The sequence below is a fragment of the Paenibacillus sp. KACC 21273 genome (assembly GCF_028736095.1).
Taxonomy (GTDB): Bacteria; Bacillota; Bacilli; order Paenibacillales; family Paenibacillaceae; genus Saccharibacillus; species Saccharibacillus kyungheensis.
The window spans coordinates 3,583,545-3,602,646 of sequence record NZ_CP117876.1 but is presented as its reverse complement, the minus strand read 5'-3'; the positions used below and the strand labels follow the sequence as shown (position 1 = coordinate 3,602,646).

Below are 19,102 nucleotides of genomic sequence, written 5' to 3'. Positions count from 1 at the left end.
AAAGCCAGTTCAACCTAATCAATTAGAAACGGCAATAAAGGCGAATAAATGTAGTAAGCAAAAAAAGGTAAGAACAGTTTTGTCTATTTTTATACTAATACCATAGTCACCAAGAGAACGGTAAGGCTCAATTTCTTCATGCGGTGTCAAACTATATTGCTTTATAAGGCGATCTTTTATTGCTTGATCGCTTTGATTAGATGGTTCAGCATAGACAAGTTGAGGTTGGATCATAGTGATACATAAAGCCAGACTAAGCACTATAGTTAGTAATACCATTTTGGATTTCAATAGGAAGTACTCCTTTTAAATTATGATCAATGTTTTCAATTCTTACTATGTAATAGAGTATACATTCAATAAAATTATCTCATCAGTATACCGGAACAACACCATATAGCCAACCTACATCAATACTCTCTAAAAAGGGTATGTTATCATGGAGAGTATAATCAATCACAACACAGAGAGATCGAACAGGGGGCATTTTTGTTGAAAAAGATATTATCAGGTATTGTATTGATTCTGGTATTGGGTGTCATCTTTATCACCCAATTACAAGATGGATCTTCTACAAATACAAGTAACACAGCATCTAATCAGACCGCACAGGTTGATTCAAATGATTCGCAGACACCGAATCAATCATCAAGTAAATCGACAAGCAACACTAGCCAAGCCCAAAATAACCAGAGTAGCAACACCAGCAAGTCTAATACATCGAATACGTGTAAAGTTATCAATACCTTTGACGGTGTTGCGAATTATCTGAAAGAATACAAAAAATTACCTTGTAACTATATCACCAAGTCCAAAGCAGAATCGTTGGGCTGGGAATCGTCGAAAGGTAATCTGGATAAAGTTGCCCCTGGTAAAAGTATTGGTGGCGATTATTTTAGTAACTATGAAAAATTGTTGCCTACATCCAAAGGGCGCAAATGGCATGAAGCTGATATCAACTACACGTCAGGTTTTCGGGGAGCTAATCGGATATTGTATTCTACCGATGGCTTGATCTATAAAACAACCGATCATTACGACTCGTTTCAACAGATCAAATAAAGTATTATCCTCAACTCTATATTAAATAGCGAAGATCGACAATGATTGTCGGTCTTTTGTTATAATAATAGCGATCTTATATGTACAGATGATCAATCGAATTAAGAATGCAGTACAGCAACAACAAGTGGAAAGGAAAAACCCAGATGACAAATAATCAGATGCAACAAGCGATTGAATTACGCAAAGATGGACAAGCCGAACAAGCGAAGACGATTTTACTGAATCTATTGTCTTCAGATCCCAATGATCCTGTGTTGTTATATCAGGTGGCATGGACGTATGATAATCTAGGATTAGAAGCGCAAGCTGTGCCTTATTATGAACAAGCTCTCGCCAATGGATTACAGGGGGAAGATCGTCAAGGAGCGATGCTGGGACTCGGTAGTACTTATCGCACATTAGCTCATTATGACAAGGCAGCGGCTCTTTTCAAGCAAGCGATTCAAGAGTATCCTGAAGCACGAGAATTTAAAGTGTTTTATGCGATGGTGTTATACAATCTAGAACAATATGCAGAAGGAATGAAGCTATTAATGACCGAACTTGCAGAGACAACTAGTGATAAAGGGATTGAACAGTATAAGCGAGCGATTTTATTTTATGCCGATAAGTTAGATCAGGTGTGGGAGTAAGCAGGAATGCACAGATTACATAGATAAATAAAAGGAGCTGTTTGATATGCATACATGGAGTATCCGAGCGGTTACAGCAGATGATCAGGATTTTTTGTGGGAGACGTTGTATTTGTCGCTATATGTACGTGAAGGGGAAAAGCCTTTTGAGCGGGAAGTAATTCATGAACCACATTTAGCAAAGTATGTGGAACATTGGGGTCAAGCTGGAGATGTGGGTTATATAGCAATCAACGACCAGCAACAACCGATTGGAGCTGTAACCGCTAGAGTCTTACCTGAAGATAATCAGGGATATGGCTATATTGATGATGTCACGCCAGAGTTAGGATTAGCTGTATTGGATGAGTATCGTGGACAGGGCATCGGTACAGCACTAATGGAAGCATTACTTATTGAATTGCGACAACAGCAGATTGCTCAAGTCTCATTAAGTGTTGACCCGAGCAATCCAGTGGTGCGCTTGTATAAGCGGCTAGGATTTCAAGAAGTAGGTACTGTTGGTACATCGATTACAATGTTATTCGTTTTATAAATGTATAGATGAGGTGGATAGTGAATCATTCACTTGGAAGTGATCGATAATACGTTGTTTGAATAACTCGGTAATTTCATTATGAGGCTTGGACTTTAATTCGATAATGCCATGTCTTATCATAATAGGTTCACCGAGAAATACAATTTTTAACGTATTAGCTTGAAGTTCGCTTTCGACAGAGCACTTGGGAACGAGTGCAATACCTATACCATTCAGCACTGTTTGTTTGATCATTTCTAAGCTAGCATACTCAATATTCTGGTAATCCAACTTGCCATGATCGACGAGCACTTTATTAGCTATAGATTGATAAATACAATTACTGCCGAAGCCTATCATCCGAACTTCATGACTCAGTAGCTTTTCCTCACTTACCCGGGTAGAAGCGATCAAGACAAATTCTTCTTCTAAAATAGGCGTATAACGAATAGCACTAAGCTTAGGATCGATAGGAGCAATACCCAAATCGATTTTTTGGTTAATCACATCATCGATCATACTTTGATGAAAACCTGTTGTTAATTTGATTTCTGATGTCGGATAATCTTCTAGAAAGTCGAAGATAGGCTTAGAGAAGTGAGTCACGCAAAATGATTCTAACGCTTTAATTCGAACAATTCCTTGTACTTCATGAAGATTATCGTGTAATTGTTCGGTCAGTTGTAATAACGTATAAGCATATGTTGCAAATATATTTCCTTTTTCTGTAGGAATGACACCGTTAATCGTTCGATAGAATAACTGCACATGTAATAGTTCTTCCAGAATCTGAATATGATTAGTCACCGTTGATTGAGAAAAGCCTAACATTATCGAAGCTTTACTGATATTTCGTTGCTCATATGTTTTGAGAAACGTATAAATGTATTTACCATCCAATTGATTTAGCATCATAAACACTCCATCACTTTATTAGATAATACTTATCGATATTATTCATTATATAGATGCCTTGTATTCGTGTATACTCTGAATAGAGAACATCATGGATAGAGGAGTAATGATAGTGGAGAAAGCAATAAAAGCCTATTTTGCTAAATTCGTAACACATGCGAGGTCGCCTTTGAAAATAAATATATGGCAGGCTGTCGTTGCTTTTGTAGGAGGATTTTTGACGATACTTCTATTAGAAAGTATGGCTGAAGGATTGCAATGGTCTTTAGTAATAGCTCCTTTTGGAGCAAGTTGTGTGCTGGCTTTTGTACTGCCAGAGGCTCCTGTATCACAGCCGAGAAATATTATAGGTGGACACATGGTGACAACTTTGTGCGGTCTGGCAGTGTATCATCTTTGGGGAAATAGTATTTGGTCTTTGTCGGTTGCTGTTGGATTAGGCATTGCACTAATGTTACTGACCAAAACGACTCATCCGCCTGCTGGAGCCAATCCTATTGTAGTTATAACCGCAGCAAGTACGTGGTCTTTTCTAGTGACTCCGGTGTTAATCGGCTCAATTGTTATCGTATGTGTAGCTGTGCTCTACAATAATTTAATCAAAAATAGAAAATATCCTACATTTTGGATATAATAAAAAAGGATCCTATCAAGGTTATATCTTTTGATGTGATCCTTTTTCTATTACCAAGCCTTATGACAGGAGAAGATATGCGACAAATCTTCATTAATACTTCTATAGCAAGTATGATCTTGCTGACCAGTTGCACAAGTACAGAACAACCTTCTATAGTGACTAAGCCAACCATCGTACAGCACCAACAAGAGGTAGAGAAACCATTACTGCAAGATATTTATACATACGAATTTAATCAGATTGAACCGCAGCACCAAAAGTTTGTAGATGAATGGTTACAAGAGTCTCATGCAGACCATAAGAAACAGCAGATTTACTTTTTGAGTCTGGGTACAGATGATGATCCAAACGATGGATATAAGTATATGTATGTATTTGGTAAAGGATATCGAACATTTGAAACTGCATTTATGTACTCACAAGACAATGAACATACCAACGCTAGCGATACCACTTCTAACAGAGAAACCAGTCGTTATTTGAAAGACAAAGGAAAAGGAACTCTCTATGTAAAAGGATTGAAAGGGGAAGCAACAGATGAGGTACTTCTACGTCTGCATTATAATCCCAAGTACGTCAGTGCTACAGGATTAGTGGAACGATTTCTTAAATAATAAACATGTTTTTTAAAATAGGGGTTTGGAATATGAAGAAAAAAACAAGAACGATCACTGTTAAAGAAAAAACGTATATTTATACTCTAAAAGATTCTTATCAAAATCAACAATGGGAAGTACATCTAAAAATTACTTTGCAAAATCAAAAAAATGATGCACTCGTTTTCCATTTTACAACTAAGGATAATGTAATTGCAGGGTGTCCTTTATTAACTGGAATTACTTTATATCACCGTATACAAAAAGAGGAAGTAGTATACAACTTGAACCATCCTGTCAGAGTAAAAGAATTGATAGAATACGGGCTTGTCCATCAATGGACAGGGGAACAAACTATAGTACATGAAGATGGTATCACTGTACTGAATCATATAGGGTATGATAGTGATGTCCTTAGACCATTATATAAAGAGTAGTTTGAGTTTGTTACCCTGCACTTTTTGGCGCAACCAGTTGAATATCTTCTAACTTGGGATTACGTATCCAGTCTGAATGGTAACGGATAAAGTAAAGCTGGTCGATCTGTACCAATTGCATAATGTCCGGCGTGGTTTTGAGATTGGCCGTTTGCTGACCTTGTTGAACAACAATTCCTTGATTGGTCACTCCAATTACGCGGAACACACCTTCTGTAGTCTTGATACTGCTCACATATAGAAACGTTACAGCCACGACAACAATAGCAATCAATGTGATAATCTGTCTTGTGCGTCTGATCGGCTTACGAAGAATAGGCATGAATGTACACCTCTTTCACAAAGGAATGCGATATCCTCAGTATAGTCTATAGAGAAAGATACTTCTATTTTAGACTATTTTGGACATTACGCCTACGGCAAAGAACAAATTAAAGGTAGAAGATATATATTATAGGGTAACGCTAAAAAACTCTCTAAACGATATAGAGAGTTTTTTTAGCGTTCTATTTAGCAACGTGTAGACTATAGATCACTGTGGAATATTTCCTCCAGCGATACGATCTCCTGAATTTCCGGTTGGATCCGTCATTTCATCATCAGGAGCAGCATGAATAATAATAGAAGCACCTAAAAGAGAATGTTCATCTCCTTTTTCTAGACTGGCATTTGGCAATACCATGGTGGCATTAGCTGTACCATCTGCGGCTACTTCTAAGTTAGGTAGATCGCCTGTATGTTGTCCTTTGGGATTAAGTCGACCATGTTCATGTCCGCCTGGATTAAGATGTGATCCTGCTGTCGCAAAATCGTTATTGGTAATAGCCGATTGGTGAACATGAATTCCATGCTTGCCTGCGGGTAGATTTTTGACATTAATTTTGATATTCACATTATTCTGATCTTGTGTCAGCATCGCTGTACCTATGGACTCGCCTTTAGCATTTTTGATCTCGACGACTGGACTGTTTACAGAGATCGTAGCAGAATGAGGTTCCCAGTACATTTTGTTCCCGAGTAGATCACTTACATGACGAATAGGTACATAGGTTGTTCCACTATACGTAAAAGACTGCGGGACAACACTACCTTGATTATTATATTGAGCTGAAGTGACTTTTTGTTCACCATCTACGTAAAATTTTAAAGCCTCTGTATTCGGAGTGACTGTCGTCGCATCTGCCGCAAACGAAATTCCTGAGAAAAATAAAGCTCCACCAAGAAAAGAGAGTACCATATGCTTTTTACCTAAAGGCTTCTTCATAAGTCCAAATTCCTCCTTTGAATAAATAGGTTCTTTTTACATTTATACCCTTAAAAATATATTGTAAGCAGAAGTACTCAAAGTTACAGGAACATATACATACAATAATAGATGTCTATATGTGATCTTTTTGTATAAATATATAGAAATAAAATCAGTAGAAATGATCAAATAATCAGTAGAATTATTAAAATCATTTTTTAGCGTTGATTTAAAAATAGATATCAACTGAAGTAAACGAAGCTATTTAGCTTTGTTTTTCCTATATTTAGAAGCTAGCAATCTTACTTACAATGTAATAATTTTATTAAAATATACCCGATTTGTATTAAAAACTATATAAAATAACCGATCACTCTTGAAATCCTTTAATTATATATAATGTTAAATATTAGTTGATAATACCTGAAATTTGTAATATATTATGGCAGGAATTAAAATTATATCTAAAGGGAGAAATGATGATGAAAAGTATTTCGTTAAAGTTTGTTCTAGTTTTACTTGCAGTATTTATGCTTCAGTTCAACCATGCTTCAGCTGCATCTGCTAAAAGTACACTGAACGTTGGCGAGACATTGGCTAAAGGTCAGATGTTATCCTCCCCAAGTGGTAGATTTAATCTAGTCATGCAAAACGATGGCAACTTGGTATTGTATCGCGATGCAGGCATTCCAATGTGGGATACCAATACAGATGGTGATGTATTCAGATACTATGACACATTTTTAGGTCGTGAATTTCAAAGATATCCAGAAGCATTAACACTTCTCCCTAATACACTGCGCGTTACTGATTCTTCTAAAGGTATCGCATTTTGGACAGCAGATGTGAAAGGATGGAGCAATGCACATTATAAAGGTAATGTACCTGCTGGATTAATTGGAGATAGCCTGGTTGTACAAGATGATGGAAACGTTGTTCTTTATGCTACTGGCAAAGGTCCAGTTTGGGCTTCAAATACAGGCGGTTATTAATACATACACGAGAGCCATATTTAGTGGCTCTTTTGTTTTATTTTATATTGTATAATGGGTTTAAACGGACAGAACATTTTAGTTTATCGTAAAAATTAAATGCGTCTAGGAGGTTATATGCTATGCGTCAAAATATTTATGATAATCCTACTTTTTTTGAATATTATAAAGAGTTGCGGAGCTCAGGGATTACATTTAATGATTTTGTAGAGCAACCTGCTTTGAAAGCATTATTACCAGATCTACAAGGATTGCAGGTACTTGATATGGGCTGTGGATTTGGTAAGTTAGCTTTAGTTATGGTCGAGCAAGGAGCAGACCATGTCACTGGAGCTGATATTTCAAGTAAGATGTTAAGTATTGCGCCGAAGATTCCGCAAATTACATATATTCATGCACCGATGGAAGAATTAGAGTTTGAAGCAGAATCGTTTGACTTGATTGTAAGTTCTTTAGCTTTTCATTATGTAGCAGACTATAATCGCCTGATGGCACAGATTGCAAAGTGGTTACGCCCGGGAGGAACATTGGTCTTTTCAACCGAACATCCGATTACGACAGCCAAGCTAGATATGGACGGTTGGATAGAAGACGAGCAAGGGAATAAACTTCATTATGCGATAGATAATTATGGAGAAGAAGGACAGCGCAGTACACATTGGGTGGTCGACAATGTGATTAAGTACCATCGGAAAGTATCAACACTGGTAAATGGCATGATTGCTCATGGACTGATAATACAACAAATCACCGAACCCGAATCGACTCCCGAAGGGTTGGAGAAAATGCCGAAGCTTGAACAAGAACGAAGAAAGCCTTCTTTTATTTTGTTTAAAGCGGTCAAATTGTAAAAGTATCTTAATAGTGTCTGATTAAAATAATGAAAAGAGAGAGAAATCTCTCTTTTTTTTTGTTCTGTTAAAAAATAAAACTGTTTATACACTCTGGTTGTCTTATATATATCAATATTCAGATAGAGAAAAGGAAGTGTCATCATGGAGGAACATGAATGGGCGGTGGCTGCTTGTAAAGGGGATGAGCAAGCATTTTATAATCTCGTATCGTCTCATCAGCGAAGGTTATATGGAATTGCTTATAGTTATATGCACAACGAAGCAGACGCACTAGATATTTTACAAGAAACCACATATCGAGGATGGTCTAAGTGTCATAAATTACGTCATCCCGAAGCTTTTATTCCGTGGCTCATTCGGATTTTGATTAATTGCTGTATGGATGAATTAAAACGACGCAAGCGTAATGTTCCTTTATTAGAAAGGCATATGATTGGAAAAGTATCTGAAATGGTGCATGATGACAAACTCGATTTGGAACGGGCTTTGGATCGTCTCAAGCCTAATTATCGACATGTATTAATTCTTAAATACTATGATGATATGACTCTTGCTGAAATAGCTAAAGTATTAGAAAAATCAGAAGGAACGGTTAAAACATGGCTCCATCAGGGACTCAAACAAATCAGAACCAAGATCAATATAGGAGGTGAAGTTAGAAATGAAAAATTCTAATGAATTACAGCTACATAAACAAGCTCAAGAGATAAAAGAGCTCAGTCAACAAGTGACAAAACAGCAATTAGAACAATCAATTATGAAAGGTATAGAACGTGCTAATTGTCAAAAAAAACAAAAGTCGTGGCAATGGAAACGTCCTATTTGGATCGCTACAATGATGGCTATTCTACTATGTACAGCAGGAGGAATATGGATTTCATATACTCCTACATCTAATACGTCCATTCCTTTGGTTCGTTCAGGATTACCTGATTATATGAACACATTATATAGACAGAATGGGTTAACCAAATCATTAAAAAATGCTGTTGATCATGGATTGTATCAGCCTATTAATCAAAAAGTAGAATCTGAAAATTATACATTGAGTATAGAAGGTGTCGTTGCAGATAGTAGCAGAGTGATGATCTTTTATACAGCGAAAAATAAAATTAATGATCAAGGTCGAGCAGAGGTTGCTAGTGAAGAACATCCTATTCTCATGAATCAATCGCAAAATATGAATATCGGCAACTACTTTGACAATATTGTGTTACCTGATCAAGACCAATTAGAAAAACAAAGATCAAGTCATGGACTATTGATTTTTGATTTTGCGAGTTGGAGTGAAGTGCCTGACCATATGGTATTATCAGCCTCAGTGCATAATGGGTTTTATAAAAACAAAGTAGAAACACTAAATATTCCGTTTCAGATCGATACAAGCAAGTTCGCAGGATTAAAAAAAGAAACAATAGTCAATAAATCGTATACTGTTCAAGGGTATACTTTCAAACTGCTTAAAGTATCACAGACACCTTTACGAACAGATACCGAGTTTGTATGGGAGCAACAACCTAAAGGAAAACTTCAAGGGATCTATTCTAATTTAATTGCTTATGAACCGAATGGGAGAATTAGAAGTTCTTTTGTGATTAATAAATATAGTACGTATGAAGATGGGAATACTAGACATTTTATAAATTATAGCGAAAGTAATTATTATGGCTCGGATCAACGACTATGGGTGGATATTGACAAGATTAAACCTGCTTTGGCTCAGCCTGTACAAGTGACTATTAATACAGAACAAATGAAAATTAAGTCTACTGAAGATCAAGATATTCAGATTTCTTCTATTGCACAACAAGATAACCAGACCCAGATGATATTATCTTATCCGGTAGCTGATCCAGACGCGGCATATATCTATGATATGAAGTCAACATTTAGAGATGCGAAGGGCAAGGAATATGCTTTAGAAGGAGGAATGTTATACGGTAATCAAGAAGGACAATACGAAGTGAGATTTGATACTAAATCTGTAGTCCAACCGTTAACTTTTGAAATTCTGGATTATGGTGGAGCACTGATTCATCTAAATCAAGCTATTGAAGAACAAGTAAGAAAATAATTATAAAGAACCTTTCCCGTCCTATTAGAGAAAGGTTCTTTTGTATGATAAAATAGCTGTTTATGATTGTATTCATTTATATCATACGCATAAACAGTAAAGAGGTAAAAAGAGGAGGAACATACATATGCCAACAGATAAAGAAAGAATGCTAGCACAGAAATTATATATGGCAGGGGTTGGAGAGCTTGCGCTAGATAATAAAAAATCTCGGATGCTTACCCGATTATTTAATAACACGACCGAAGAGCAACAGGAGTATCGCACGGAATTACTTCAGCAATTATTTGAATCGGTGGGTGAAAAAGTATTTATTGAACCGCCGTTCCGTTGTGATTATGGTTGTCATATTACGGTTGGCGATTATTTTTATGCGAATTTTGATTGTATTATTATTGATGTTGCCAAAGTGAAGATAGGAAACAATGTGTTTTTCGGTCCCAGAGTAGGCGTGTATACTGCGGGGCATCCGATTGATCCTGATGTGCGCAATACCCTTTTAGAATTTGGCAAAGAAATTACAATAGGAGATAATGTGTGGGTAGGTGGGAATACGGTGATTAATCCAGGTGTAACGATTGGGAATAATGTTGTCATTGGTTCAGGATCTATTGTAACTAAAGATATTCCTGACAACGTAATCGCTGTAGGAAATCCTTGCAAAGTACTACGTGCTATTACAGAGGAAGATAAGCAGTATTGGGAACAGCAAAAAGCAGAATATGAAGCAGAGATTGAACATTAGTATTTACATGTAAAATCATATAGTGTCCAATGCAAACAAAAAAAGCATGACTACTCTTGTATAACACTTGAGTAATCATGCTTTGTTTCATTTATACAATCCGCTTCCGAATCCAACCGGAGATCAGATCAGTTAAAATAACAAGAATGATAATGCCTAATAGAATCACACCGACTCGATTCCAATTACGCATATTTAACGCGAAAATAAGTGGTGTTCCGATACCGCCTGCACCGACAAGACCGAGGGTGGTAGCAGAGCGAATATTGATTTCAAATCGATACAATGAGTATGACAGAAATTGTGGAATCACTTGTGGCAATACAGCAAACCACAAAATTTGTAATCGACTGGCTCCAGCAGCAGTTAACGCTTCACTAGGGCCGGTATCTATACTTTCTATTGTTTCAGAAAATAATTTGGCAAGCATCCCGATCGAGTGAATACCTAATGCCAGTACGCCGGCAAATGAACCCGGGCCTACCGCTTTGATAAATAAGATAGCTACGATCATTTCAGGGAATACACGAATCACACTAAGACTGAACTTGCCGGTTCCAGAAACAGGGCGACGACGGCTCATATTGGATGCCGCCCAGAAAGCAAACGGAATACACAAAAATGCAGAAATGAATGTACCCAGTATCGAAATAATTAACGTATCTAACAATCCACGCAATAAATCTTCGCCTGCTGGATCATAGACAAATGACCAATCTGGATGCAAAAATCCATCTAAAATCGATAACGATACACTTTTGGCAGTCGATTGAATACCTTCAAATTGAAGACCGTTAAATGCCCAAACATACACAACAACTAGAAAAAGAACCCAACAATACGGACGAATTTTGTGCCAGAGTGGCTTAGCAGGTAAGGTATGATTCATAGTAATTTCCTCCGCAATACATTACTTCCATAATCGATAACCAGTACAATCACTAGCGTGAGCAAAATAATCATCGCTGCCCGGTCATACCGGAACAATCCGAGAGAACGATCCAGTAAAAGACCAATCCCACCAGCACCGACAAGACCGAGTACAGAAGCAGCCCGTACGTTAATTTCAAAAGCATACAATAGATAAGACATATAATAAGGCAATGCTTGCGGAATCACTCCGAACACAATTAATTGAATCTTATTCGCTCCGACAGCTGTCATGGCTTCCATTGGACCTGGATCGATCGCTTCAATCGCTTCAAATGTAAGCTTGGCTATCAGTCCAAAAGAGAAAAATAGAATCGCTAACATCCCTGCAAACGGCCCTATTCCAAAAATCGCTACAAAGATAGCAGCAAATAACAGATCAGGAATCGTACGTACCAGATTTAGAATTAATCGCACAGGCAAAGACACTAATCGACTCTGTACAATGTTGTAAGCACACAATAACGATACAGGGATCGCTAACAATCCACCCAACATCGTTCCTACTAGCGCAATCTGTACTGTTTCAACCATAGGCTTCCAGATCGTAGGCAAGTAGCTCCAATCAGGAGGAAACATTTCGCCCAGTAAAATACCCATTTGCGGTAGTCCACGTATAAGCTGATAAGGAGTCACTTCCGTTTGGATACTACATAACACAAGTACAACAACAAAGAACAACCATGTTAAGATTTTTTTATACTTTTTGGGAGCTGTCGGTGCTTCGATCGTCATATTCATAATGGTTCTCCAGAAGTTACTTTGATATCCGAAGCATCTGGAATAACAGTAACGATATCTTCACCCGGTGCATTAGAGCCTAATACTTCATCACGATGAATTGGTCGTCCGTAAATATGAGAAAATACATCGTCTGTTGCTTCAGCAGGCGTACCATCGAATACAATTTCTCCTGCCCGTAACCCGATAATACGAGTTGCATATTCACGAGCCAGATCGATAAAGTGTAGATTGATAATCGTTGTAATCTGGAGTTCTTGATTAATACGTTGAAGATCGTCCATCACTTGACGGGTCGTTAAAGGATCAAGAGAAGCAACAGGTTCATCAGCTAGAATAATCTGTGGTTGTTGCGCCAGTGCGCGCGCAATAGATACCCGTTGTTGCTGTCCACCGGATAATTGATCTGCACGACTGTATGCTTTTTCTTGCAAATTAACACGAGCTAGAGCATCTAAAGCCAATTCATGATCTTCTTTGGGAAACATGCCGAACACAGTACGTAATGTAGAATGATGACCGACTCGTCCGGATAATACATTGCGCATCACAGTCGAGCGCTTGACCAGATTAAAGCTTTGGAAAATCATCCCGATCCCACGACGGATACGGCGCAATTTGGCACCGGAAGCAGATGTGATTGATTGGCTATTGATCTGAATATCCCCTTCGCTAATATCAATCAACCGATTGATCGAACGAAGCAACGTAGATTTACCTGCACCGGACAAACCTACAATCACAACCAGTTCACCTTCATGGATCGTAAGATTAATATTTTTAAGTCCTTTGGTGCCGTTAGGATAGACTTTGGAAACGTTATTGAATGTAATCATGATTTGCCAACTTTCTATATTCAGAATAATAATGTCATGATGCTGTCCGCGAAATAAGTAAGCTTGCTATCCAGTGTGCTATGTAAAATAGCAAACACCGCCCGTAAAAAAGGACGGTGCTGCTCAATGCTCACTACATTCTTGGTTTACTTCGTAGCTTGACCTACAGCTTCAGCATATTTACGAACAGGTTCGAAGTTTTTATCGTCGCCTTTTTCATAACCTACATGACTGTAGATTTCTTGGATAATTTTGCTACCTTCTGGATCATTACCAATATCGATAAATGCTTGACTGATTTTATCGCGCCATGCTTGATCCATATCTGAACGTACGCTGATCGTATCGTTCGGGATTGGAGCCGTAAAGTGAAGGACACGTGTTTGTTCAAATACGTTTGGAACGTCTTTTTTAACATTGTTACGAGCATCTTGGAATACAGCGACAGCATCAACTTGTCCATTTAACAAAGCCATTACTGCTGCATCATGTCCTTTGATCGTTACACCTTGTACATCGGTATCAGGATCAATACCTGCTGCTTTCATTTCAGCCGCCGGGAATACATAACCCGCAGAAGAAGTTACATCTTGCCAGCCCATTTTTTTACCTTTAAGATCAGCCAATGTTTTGATATTGGAATCTTTTTTAACGATAATCATAGATTTGTAAAAGTTTACTTTATCGGTTGTTGGTTGACCGGTCTCATCATTAACACCGAAGCGAAGTGCTTGAAGCAACAGATCCGCAGCTTTGCGATTGTCGTGAGCTAATACATAAGCATTTGGTGGCAAGAAACCAACATCAATTTGTTTGGAAGCCATCGCTTCTACGATTGTATTGTAATCAGGGGATACAGTAACTTTGACCGGAATCCCTAATTTATCTCCTAATAATTGTTCAAGTGGTTTGGCTTTGGCTTCCAGTGTATCTGCATTTTGTGAAGGTACAAATTGTACTTTCAATTCTGTCGGTACATAGCTAGAAGACTCGGCTGCATTGCTTGTTCCTGTAGATGCGGCTTGATTACCACAAGCGGCAAGTCCTGTTGCTAGAGCAACAGTCATACTTAACATTAATATTTTTTTAAACACTTTTAGTTCCCCCTAGAAAAGTAGTCTTACTGGTTGTGTGGGTAAAGCTAGACATGACGTAGATCATAGCCAAGTTTGAAGTATGCAAAACTCCCTTATGTAATCATTTGTAGGTTAGATATTTACTATTTACGAACAGCTAAGGTATAACTATGATAGTTAATATCACTTTTAAAGTTGTTATACATTTGTAAATGGTAATCAACAACCCACAAATGCTATTCTACTTTTTTATGGGATACAAAGGGTCAGCGCAAATGATGAATTCTGTCAATTATTTGTAAAATATTAAACAGTGGTCAAATGTTTTGTAAAATGGTTATGATTATGAACGCGAAAGAAGGAGTCTATCATGAATAACAGGCAACCGGTTACAGCTCAGTTGCGTTTATTAGGAACCACGGATCTACATGTAAGTCTTACAGGATATGATTACTATCGAAATGTAGAGACTGTAGATATTGGATTATCGCGCACAGCGACTCTGATTCATCAAGCACGTAAAGAAGTGAATAATCATTTGCTGTTTGATAATGGAGATATTTTGCAGGGGAATCCGTTAGGCGATTACGCCGCTTCCAGTCTGTTCTGGCAACAGGATTCAGAGCTAGAAGATGGGGAAAAAGTTCATCCGATGTATCAGTTAATGAATAGATTGTCTTATGATGCAGCGACAGTAGGCAATCATGAATTTAATTATGGATTGGATTATTTGCAGCAATGTATAACAGGAGCGAACTTTCCATATACGAATGCCAATATTTATCAAACTTCGATAGACACTATTGATTCGGCAACAGATGGAGGAGAAGGAACAGCAGATACATTACTGCCACCTTATCTAATCTTAGAGCGACAGATTGTAGCTGATGATGGGGATATATATCCTATTCGTATCGGTGTGATTGGTGTAGTACCACCTCAGATTATGCAATGGGACAAAGCCCATCTGGAAGGTAAAGTTACAGTGCAACCTATGGTAGAAGCGGTAGAGTATTGGATTCCGCAGATGCGTGAAGCAGGCGCTGATCTTATTGTTATACTTGCACATACAGGATATGTAGATTCAGAAGATCCGGGTGTACTTACTGAAAATGCAGTGTTACCGATTAGCCAGATACAAGGTATAGATGCAATTTTTTTTGGTCATGCGCATAAGCTATTTCCGGGCAATGAATTTGCAGGTAAACAAGGGGTAGACCTGGAGCGAGGAACAATTAACGGTATACCTGCTGTAGAAGCAGGAGTATGGGGAAGCCATCTTGGTATGATCGATCTGCATTTACAATATGACAATGATATCTGGACAGTACAAGCTGGTTCTTCTCAATTACGAGCGATTTATCACCGGGAACAAGGGCTTGCCAGTGTAGAAGCAGATACTGAATTAGAACAAATAGCTTCTATTCCTCATCAGATTATACTGGATCATATTCAGACGCCTGTAGGTGAAAGTGATATTCCATTGTACAGTTATTTTTCACTCATTATGGATAGCGCTTATGTGCAAGTGATTAATAATGCGCAAGTATGGTATGCAGAGCAAGCGTTATCAGATCATGCGTATGGTCATCTGCCTATATTGTCTGCTGCTTCTGCTTTCAAAACAGGCGGACGTTATGGACCTCACTATTACGCTTATATAGAAGCAGGCGAATTAACGCTACAGCATACTTCAGATATTTATAATTACGCTAATACGTTATGCGCCGTTCGTCTAACTGGAGCAGAGATTCGAGAATGGCTCGAATGGTCTGCGGGTCTTTATCAGCAGATTGATCTACAATCTAAAGCAGAGCAAGCGCTGATTAATCCTGATTTTCCATCGTTTAACTTTGATATAATCGACGGAATAACGTATCAGATTAATGTATGTCAGCCACCACGTTATCATCCAGCAGGATATATATTGAATCCGCAAGCCTATCGAATCGAAGCTTTATGTTATCACGGGAAAGAGATCGAAGATCATTCTGAATATATAGTAGTCACCAATCAATACCGGGCCTATTCTACACCTTTTGCTAATCCAGATGGAGAGCGTGTGATCTTGGATGTACCTGTAGAAAATCGTGAAGTGTTAATTCAGTATATTCGAGAGCAGAAGATCATTCATCCAGAAGCTGATCATAATTGGTCGCTTACACTAGGGGGATCAGATAAAGAACGCGCATCTTTATCATTACAGCCCACGATTACGATGTTGTCTTCACCGGATGCACAAAAAATCCTATCCGCTTATCCACAGCTATCTTACAGTGGAATAAACGGGGAAGGATTTGCTATTTATCATTTGAAATTATAGAACAGGATCAGAATCGGGTAAAACTGTACCTGGCTTGAGAATACTGTTCATATAATGACGAAGGGTAAAGTCGACAATTTGCTGTTTATACGGGGATATACTGTTGTCTTTTTTAGACGGTATATCCTTTTGTGTTGTCTGTGCTGATTGCTCTTCTTCTTGACCAATATTCTCTGCAAAGCTAGATAATGTTGTAGTCAATCCATGTAACATTGCCCATAGTGAGCGTACAATCATATCTGCTTCTGCATGGATAATATAGTTTTGATCAATCGCAATCTGTACCGCTTCATGAAGAAACGTATATCCATTGAGACGATCGTTAACATCAAGTTCTGCATTAGATACCGCTTCAAGATTACTGATAAACATAATATCGTAATGATCAGGATGCGTAATACCATATTCTACATATGTTTTGGAAACCAGAAATAGACGTGCTGGAATATCGTATCCATTTTCTTCTAATTCATTTGCTTGCTTGGTTAAAACGGTGAAGAATTGAGAATACACTTCACGCAATAATTCTTGTACAATCGCTTCTTTATTTGCAAAATAATGATAAATCGTTGTTGGTGAATATTCAATACGATCTGCAATTTTACGCATCGACACATGAGCGTATCCTTCTGTAACAAAAAGAGTACGTGCCGCATCCATAATTTTGCTTCGTAATTGTTCATTATCTCGTTGGCGTCTAGCATGGTGCTTCATGATAGTTAGTTCCTTTCTGCATATAACAATGCACAATCCAAATGAGCAGTACCATTATACGGTATAACATGGTTAAACCAATTCAAAAGTTATTAATAAGTAATATTTGTGTAGAAAAAGCTACGGTATATCTATCATACTGCAATCTATCCTATTCATGCCAATAGCCAGTATATTGAAATGAATGACTTGATTGAAGAATAATACTACACGATAATATATATTTCGACATTTTATCCCTATTTCTAAAGTGTAAATAGTTACTTATATAAATATTTAATCGCTTACATGATAAAAAAGAATTGGGAATAGCGCTTGCAGTACTTTACACTGTTATATAACAGGAAAAGGTAAATATTACAAAATGACCAGAGGAGCGTGTAACGATGGATATCTATACTAATATATTATCAAGCGTGCGCAAGCAATTTCTGTATTACAAAACATTAGGCGATAAAGCGATAGCTCAGTTAGAAGAAGAACAGTTATTTATGATTCCTAATGAAGAAAGTAATAGTATTGCTATGATCGTCAAGCATTTGTGGGGAAATATGTTATCACGTTGGACTGATATATGGACAACCGATGGGGAGAAAGAATGGCGCAATCGAGATGCTGAATTTGAAAATGATCTAGCAACCGCCACAGACGTTATAGCCAAATGGGAAGAAGGCTGGCAATGTTTATTTGCTACATTAGATCAGGTTGAACCTCACCAATTAGAAGATATTATCTATATTCGTAATGAAGGGCATACGTTGCTTGAAGCGATCAATCGGCAGTTGGCTCATTATCCTTATCATGTTGGACAGATCGTCTATATTGCCAAAATGCTCAAAACCAGTCCTTGGGACAGCCTATCGATCCCGCGTAAAAGCTCTGCTACGTATAATCAGAACAAATTTGAACAAGAAAAAGGTATACGTCATTTTACTGATAGTGAATTAAAACAATAATCAGTTGAAAATAAATCGGTAATCAGGTTGTATACATCACGCTCCAATTACCATACCAGTGTAGGAACGAAACGGAAGGATGCACGCGAGGGAATAGCGACTCCTTACCGGATTCCTTTTCGAACCTAACACTATTATGGATAAGAGAAGGGTGGATATTCACATGGCAGGATCACCGAATTTAAAATTCAACACACAAGGTAATGTATTATTTCGTCGCAACGCAGACAATGTAGGATATGAGACGAATGTTTCGCAAATTCCTTCACTTGAAGGGGTCGCATCAACTGATTTGTATATGACCAAAGGTAATATTCGTGAGCCACACTGGCATCCTAACTCCGCAGAATACGATTATGTGATTGAAGGCGAGCTGGAATTTGTTATTTTCGATCCTGTATACAAACAGTTGCAGAAATATCATCTTAAAGCTCGGGATGTACTGTTTATTCCACAAGGTTACTGGCACTGGATTACGCCACTAACAGACAAAACGCATATTCTGGTCGTATTCAATAACAATGAACCGACAACAGTTGCGGGTTCAGATATTTTAAGATTTACACCGGGAGAAGTATTCGATCTGGCGTATGGTATTCCAGCAGAAGATTATGAAGAATTAGTATCTCCTATCACAAGTACGGTAGTGATTGGACCTGTCGATCCAGAAACAGATGATACACTTAAAGTAGGTACAGATACGGATAATGATCCACGCTCAGATGAAGACACCGATGATAAAGACAGCAAAAAATGCAAAAAGTAATTAAAGTTTAATATCAGTAATCACTCTCTTTCTGAATCAAAGGACTAAAA

General features: G+C 37.8%; 23 protein-coding genes. 14 read left to right on the top strand and 9 right to left on the bottom strand.

Features of this window, described 5'->3' with window-relative positions; genetic code table 11:
• Nucleotides 1–18 precede the first annotated feature (18 nt).
• Nucleotides 19–291 carry a hypothetical protein gene (locus PQ460_RS15730; RefSeq protein ID WP_274170393.1) on the bottom strand — a complete coding sequence of 91 codons (273 nt, stop codon included), beginning with the start codon at nt 289–291 and terminating at the stop codon, nt 19–21.
• Between the two features lie 201 nt (nt 292–492).
• Here PQ460_RS15730 and PQ460_RS15725 point away from each other — a divergent pair, with 201 nt between their 5' ends.
• From PQ460_RS15725 to PQ460_RS15715, 3 genes are all read left to right on the top strand, one after another.
• Entirely contained in the window at nt 493–1,062 is a 570-nt protein-coding gene (locus PQ460_RS15725) for a ribonuclease domain-containing protein (RefSeq protein WP_274170392.1), read from the top strand.
• A gap of 146 nt (nt 1,063–1,208) precedes the next feature.
• Nucleotides 1,209–1,697 carry a tetratricopeptide repeat protein gene (locus PQ460_RS15720; protein ID WP_274170391.1) on the top strand — a complete coding sequence of 163 codons (489 nt, stop codon included), beginning with the start codon at nt 1,209–1,211 and terminating at the stop codon, nt 1,695–1,697.
• Nucleotides 1,698–1,743: 46 nt separating this feature from the next.
• Nucleotides 1,744–2,232 (top strand): GNAT family N-acetyltransferase, encoded by a 489-nt coding sequence (locus tag PQ460_RS15715; RefSeq protein ID WP_274170390.1) that lies wholly within the window; start codon nt 1,744–1,746, stop codon nt 2,230–2,232.
• Here PQ460_RS15715 and PQ460_RS15710 read toward each other — a convergent pair.
• On the bottom strand, nt 2,227–3,126 hold the full coding sequence (locus PQ460_RS15710; protein ID WP_274170389.1) for a LysR family transcriptional regulator: 900 nt from the start codon (nt 3,124–3,126) through the stop codon (nt 2,227–2,229). The two genes, PQ460_RS15715 and PQ460_RS15710, sit on opposite strands and share 6 nt — an antisense overlap.
• Before the next feature lie 115 nt (nt 3,127–3,241).
• Here PQ460_RS15710 and PQ460_RS15705 point away from each other — a divergent pair, with 115 nt between their 5' ends.
• The 3 genes from PQ460_RS15705 to PQ460_RS15695 all read left to right on the top strand — a co-directional run bounded on the left by PQ460_RS15705 (nt 3,242) and on the right by PQ460_RS15695 (nt 4,799).
• Nucleotides 3,242–3,763: an HPP family protein gene (locus tag PQ460_RS15705; protein WP_274170388.1), complete on the top strand. Its 522-nt coding sequence runs from the start codon at nt 3,242–3,244 to the stop codon at nt 3,761–3,763.
• Between the two features lie 62 nt (nt 3,764–3,825).
• A complete protein-coding gene (locus tag PQ460_RS15700; protein ID WP_274170387.1) occupies nt 3,826–4,380 on the top strand; it encodes a hypothetical protein in 555 nt (184 codons plus the stop codon).
• Nucleotides 4,381–4,412: 32 nt separating this feature from the next.
• A complete protein-coding gene (locus PQ460_RS15695; RefSeq protein ID WP_274170386.1) occupies nt 4,413–4,799 on the top strand; it encodes a hypothetical protein in 387 nt (128 codons plus the stop codon).
• Between the two features lie 10 nt (nt 4,800–4,809).
• On the opposite strand, the gene PQ460_RS15690 is transcribed toward PQ460_RS15695, so the two are convergent.
• Nucleotides 4,810–5,121 carry a hypothetical protein gene (locus PQ460_RS15690; protein WP_274170385.1) on the bottom strand — a complete coding sequence of 104 codons (312 nt, stop codon included), beginning with the start codon at nt 5,119–5,121 and terminating at the stop codon, nt 4,810–4,812.
• A 210-nt stretch (nt 5,122–5,331) separates the two neighbouring features.
• Nucleotides 5,332–6,063 carry a superoxide dismutase family protein gene (locus PQ460_RS15685; RefSeq protein ID WP_273615657.1) on the bottom strand — a complete coding sequence of 244 codons (732 nt, stop codon included), beginning with the start codon at nt 6,061–6,063 and terminating at the stop codon, nt 5,332–5,334.
• Nucleotides 6,064–6,527: 464 nt separating this feature from the next.
• Between PQ460_RS15685 and PQ460_RS15680 the strand changes: the two genes are divergently transcribed.
• The 5 genes from PQ460_RS15680 (at nt 6,528) to PQ460_RS15660 (ending at nt 10,710) form a co-directional block, all read left to right on the top strand.
• Nucleotides 6,528–7,037 carry a hypothetical protein gene (locus tag PQ460_RS15680; RefSeq protein WP_274170384.1) on the top strand — a complete coding sequence of 170 codons (510 nt, stop codon included), beginning with the start codon at nt 6,528–6,530 and terminating at the stop codon, nt 7,035–7,037.
• Between the two features lie 122 nt (nt 7,038–7,159).
• Entirely contained in the window at nt 7,160–7,888 is a 729-nt protein-coding gene (locus PQ460_RS15675) for a class I SAM-dependent methyltransferase (RefSeq protein ID WP_274170383.1), read from the top strand.
• A gap of 144 nt (nt 7,889–8,032) precedes the next feature.
• Nucleotides 8,033–8,566, top strand: coding sequence for a sigma-70 family RNA polymerase sigma factor (locus PQ460_RS15670; protein WP_274170382.1), 534 nt, complete (start codon nt 8,033–8,035; stop codon nt 8,564–8,566).
• Nucleotides 8,553–9,965, top strand: coding sequence for a DUF4179 domain-containing protein (locus PQ460_RS15665; protein WP_274170381.1), 1,413 nt, complete (start codon nt 8,553–8,555; stop codon nt 9,963–9,965). The genes PQ460_RS15670 and PQ460_RS15665 overlap by 14 nt, the downstream gene beginning before the upstream one ends.
• 127 nt (nt 9,966–10,092) lie before the next feature.
• Nucleotides 10,093–10,710 (top strand): sugar O-acetyltransferase, encoded by a 618-nt coding sequence (locus PQ460_RS15660; protein WP_273615661.1) that lies wholly within the window; start codon nt 10,093–10,095, stop codon nt 10,708–10,710.
• A 91-nt stretch (nt 10,711–10,801) separates the two neighbouring features.
• On the opposite strand, the gene phnE (PQ460_RS15655) is transcribed toward PQ460_RS15660, so the two are convergent.
• From phnE (PQ460_RS15655) to PQ460_RS15640, 4 genes are all read right to left on the bottom strand, one after another.
• Nucleotides 10,802–11,599: a phosphonate ABC transporter, permease protein PhnE gene (phnE, locus tag PQ460_RS15655; protein ID WP_274170380.1), complete on the bottom strand. Its 798-nt coding sequence runs from the start codon at nt 11,597–11,599 to the stop codon at nt 10,802–10,804.
• Nucleotides 11,596–12,375: a phosphonate ABC transporter, permease protein PhnE gene (gene phnE, locus PQ460_RS15650; protein ID WP_273616278.1), complete on the bottom strand. Its 780-nt coding sequence runs from the start codon at nt 12,373–12,375 to the stop codon at nt 11,596–11,598. The genes phnE (PQ460_RS15655) and phnE (PQ460_RS15650) overlap by 4 nt, the downstream gene beginning before the upstream one ends.
• A 2-nt stretch (nt 12,376–12,377) precedes the next feature.
• Nucleotides 12,378–13,217: a phosphonate ABC transporter ATP-binding protein gene (gene phnC, locus PQ460_RS15645; RefSeq protein WP_274170379.1), complete on the bottom strand. Its 840-nt coding sequence runs from the start codon at nt 13,215–13,217 to the stop codon at nt 12,378–12,380.
• 146 nt (nt 13,218–13,363) lie between these two features.
• On the bottom strand, nt 13,364–14,311 hold the full coding sequence (locus PQ460_RS15640; protein WP_443147164.1) for a phosphate/phosphite/phosphonate ABC transporter substrate-binding protein: 948 nt from the start codon (nt 14,309–14,311) through the stop codon (nt 13,364–13,366).
• A gap of 352 nt (nt 14,312–14,663) precedes the next feature.
• On the opposite strand from PQ460_RS15640, the gene PQ460_RS15635 reads away from it, so the two are divergent.
• Nucleotides 14,664–16,616, top strand: coding sequence for a bifunctional 2',3'-cyclic-nucleotide 2'-phosphodiesterase/3'-nucleotidase (locus PQ460_RS15635; protein ID WP_274170378.1), 1,953 nt, complete (start codon nt 14,664–14,666; stop codon nt 16,614–16,616).
• On the opposite strand, the gene PQ460_RS15630 is transcribed toward PQ460_RS15635, so the two are convergent.
• The gene (locus tag PQ460_RS15630; RefSeq protein ID WP_274170377.1) at nt 16,611–17,330 is read right to left on the bottom strand and encodes a TetR/AcrR family transcriptional regulator; all 720 of its coding nucleotides are present in this window, start codon (nt 17,328–17,330) and stop codon (nt 16,611–16,613) included. The genes PQ460_RS15635 and PQ460_RS15630 overlap by 6 nt on opposite strands.
• Before the next feature lie 386 nt (nt 17,331–17,716).
• Here PQ460_RS15630 and PQ460_RS15625 point away from each other — a divergent pair, with 386 nt between their 5' ends.
• Together PQ460_RS15625 and PQ460_RS15620 are read left to right on the top strand one after the other, a co-directional pair.
• A complete protein-coding gene (locus PQ460_RS15625; RefSeq protein ID WP_273615667.1) occupies nt 17,717–18,286 on the top strand; it encodes a DUF1572 family protein in 570 nt (189 codons plus the stop codon).
• A 163-nt stretch (nt 18,287–18,449) separates the two neighbouring features.
• On the top strand, nt 18,450–19,052 hold the full coding sequence (locus PQ460_RS15620; protein WP_274170376.1) for a cupin domain-containing protein: 603 nt from the start codon (nt 18,450–18,452) through the stop codon (nt 19,050–19,052).
• Nucleotides 19,053–19,102: the final 50 nt, after the last annotated feature.